The following is a 3,051-nucleotide window of genomic DNA, read 5'->3' as shown; positions in this document are numbered from 1 at the left end:
GGCTGTGCTTATAAAACGCCCGTCAAAAACGCTAAAATCCAGTGAGCTACTCTTTTTTCTCAAACCCATACTCCACAATACTTTCAGGCTATCTTGCCCCTGGTGACAGCTTCGCTATATTTACCCCTAGTAGTAATTTGGTGCTTTAATAACACATCTAAACTTGTAGATTTTGGAGATTGCATTCAATATGGTGGAGGTGCGGCTTGCTCAAAAAGCTTTGACTCAAAATAGCAGCCTAAATAAGCTCTCCCTCGATGCGCCAGCAATTGCTACTACCAACTACGATTGAGATAACACCCGCTCTATATCTGGGTTTAGGCGAGAGTAACTTACTTGGGTAAGTTGCTTTAGTTTACTAATAATCTACAAGTATATTAAAGCAATCAACTTATTTAAATAATTATCTGACTGTACCTTAATTTATCTACTGCTGTAAATTACTTAATTTATAATAGCTCCACAGTGCTTGCCTTATTCCATCTAGGTCAGACACCAATTATGGTTTAGACGTTTATAGTCAGACACTTTTGAAATTTAGTAATTTACTTTAGTTTTCTTAACTTAATGCAGTAAGCTGCCAACGTGTATTAGTAAATTACTATTAATTTAACAGTATCTTACATTAATTTATTTTAAATTTAAGGTAACTGACTTTAAATTACCAATATATCACAAGCAGTATATGGCTACTAAAGACTGGTTAGACAATCACGCTAAAGTGACAGCATACCTTGACTTTGGACTCTACGCTAGTTTAGAGAAGTGGATGAAAACACACAAAATCAAGAAAGCGTCTCAAGCTCTCACAATTATACTTGAGCATTATTTAGAGGGCAATATTCCGATTGAAGTGATGCCAGAGAACCTCGAACAAGAGGTAAAGCAGCTTAAGGTGAAAGCCACCGAAATCGATGGTCTAGAGGCAACTGTAGCCGAGCAACAAAGGGAGTTCAATGATGAAATTAACTCCCTCAGAACGGAAATCGACGGACTACGGCAAGCGTTAATAAACGCTGGATTATCATCTCTCAGAGAGAGGGTAGAGGACATCCCCAGAGGCAAAATCAAATTCTCATATTCTGATCATGATGCTAAACAGGGGCTAACCAAGACTGACCTGTGTGAGCGGATAAATATCAACGGCAGTCAAATCAATCAATGGGCAACGATGCTTAACCTTGACCCTGATGAGTACCTATTTGAATTGACTGGGTGGAAGAAACCCCTTCAGGCTCGGCGGTACTTCCCGGTGTTGGAGAATGAGCAAAAGCAGCTAAATAATAAGGTATAAATACGAGGTTATTTCGGCTTTGAAGTAAAAACCCTGCTATCATGCGACTACAGCAGGTTTTGCAATCAGACTAGTTTTTTGCTTCAAAGCGCGAATGGGTAGGTGTTGGCGAGAGGGGGGGTACAAAAATGGCTGTATTGCCCTATATGTAAGCATTTGAAAGCGAGTCCATGACTCAAGCATCCGCGCACCTTATCTAGACTGCCTTCCAGCAATCTACACCTAGCCAATCTACAAACCATCGTGTTATGATTTTTGCATTCGCGCAACCGAACCTTGAAAACCAAATAATACAAAGCTTCCAGACCTAAGCCATTGCAATTAACTAAAATCCCTATTAGGGATTGAAACTCCTGTGTTACGAAACCTCTGTAAACAATGCAATCACATTGCAATTAACTAAAATCCCTATTAGGGATTGAAACAAAAGCATAAAAACGGCTACTAACCCAGACGTATATTGCAATTAACTAAAATCCCTATTAGGGATTGAAACGTGAAAGAAAATTAGCTTCAAACCTAGATAGCGCGGAATTGCAATTAACTAAAATCCCTATTAGGGATTGAAACAGGATTAGAAGCTACAGACCTAGAAGCTAGTCCATTGCAATTAACTAAAATCCCTATTAGGGATTGAAACAATGATCTTGATTACATTCTTGAATGGCTTGTAATATTGCAATTAACTAAAATCCCTATTAGGGATTGAAACACTGCATACCACCACACCCAAAACTACTTTTTATCAATCAATAAATACATTGCGGGTTTTGGAGCTATGCCGTCACTAAGCCACTCATAAAAAGACAGGATCATCGCCCGGCATACACTCCAAAACCCCCTCGTTCATTAGGACTCAGTATCTTCAAAAACCATTGGTTTCAGGTTGGTTGTGCGCTTAGAAATGCTCTTTAATAAGAACTTACTTATATGAGCCAGTCCAAAAAATGTACCTATGCCATCACTAGCATTTAAATAAAATACATAAGGAGAATCATCTCCTTCTTCTTGAGCAAACTCTTTCAAATATGTTATGTACTTTGAAAAGCAATACTTTAAATTCAAGGGGTGAATATATTTTGATTGTTTATTTGACCACATCTCATAAATTTCTGATTCATCTAGCCAAATCTGACCATTCTGTAAAATGAACCTTCCCGCCGCTTCTAATGTTTCTTCAATCCATTCATTTGTAAATTTTAAATCGGGAAATTGTTCAGAGGCAGCCAAGAGAACAGGTAAAGGAACACTCCATACGGTTCTAAACTGCACAAAAGGAGGTTGATGTACTACTGTATATCCATTCGTGATTGTACCCCAGTTTGAGATTGACCATTCATACCAATTTTGTTCACCTGGATACATCTGTTGTTCTTCCGTTCCTAAATCACCCTGAAAAACATCTGGCGGCATTGGTACAAAAGCATGGAAATCAAATAAGCTTTGATTAGTATTTGCTTGCTCAAAAAACGCCTTCACAGATTGATTACTTCCCTCAACAGTTAAATAATTTTCAACAGAGTTAGACACGTTTTTCTCTCCCGAATAAATTCTGAAAAGCACTGATTAAACTCAAGTCGCAAGTGACTCTTTCGCTGTCGCAAGTAAGTTTTGTAACGGGGATTTAGACCAGGGTTAGCGCGTCTCAAACCCTATTGACAAGCGAACTTGCCCGATCAGCAATCAAGTTGGAAACAAAGTGGCACTATCCGAGCTAGGGTAATATTTAATCCATTTAGTTGCAAGCTCAAAGTAAT

2 protein-coding genes and 1 CRISPR repeat array are annotated in these 3,051 nt (G+C 38.5%); of the genes, one reads left to right on the top strand and one right to left on the bottom strand.

What is annotated here, in order from left to right; genetic code table 11:
• The first annotated feature begins 685 nt into the window (after positions 1-685).
• Positions 686-1,294: a hypothetical protein gene (locus tag CDG79_RS39880; protein WP_094346963.1), complete on the top strand. Its 609-nt coding sequence runs from the start codon at positions 686-688 to the stop codon at positions 1,292-1,294.
• Between the two features lie 314 nt (positions 1,295-1,608).
• Positions 1,609-2,006: direct repeats of the CRISPR family, unit length 37 nt; unit sequence ATTGCAATTAACTAAAATCCCTATTAGGGATTGAAAC.
• Positions 2,007-2,143: 137 nt separating this feature from the next.
• On the opposite strand, the gene CDG79_RS39875 is transcribed toward CDG79_RS39880, so the two are convergent.
• Positions 2,144-2,824, bottom strand: coding sequence for a hypothetical protein (locus CDG79_RS39875; RefSeq protein ID WP_094346962.1), 681 nt, complete (start codon positions 2,822-2,824; stop codon positions 2,144-2,146).
• Positions 2,825-3,051: the final 227 nt, after the last annotated feature.

It is taken from the genome of Nostoc sp. 'Peltigera membranacea cyanobiont' 232 (assembly GCF_002245985.1).
In the GTDB taxonomy this organism is placed as follows: domain Bacteria; phylum Cyanobacteriota; class Cyanobacteriia; order Cyanobacteriales; family Nostocaceae; genus Nostoc.
This window is presented reverse-complemented; position numbering and strand designations above follow the sequence as displayed.

Coding starts and splice junctions, on each gene's coding strand:
- CDG79_RS39880 (WP_094346963.1), top strand. CDS start 686: ATGGCTACTAAAGACTGGTTAGACAATCACGCTAAAGTGACAGCATAC.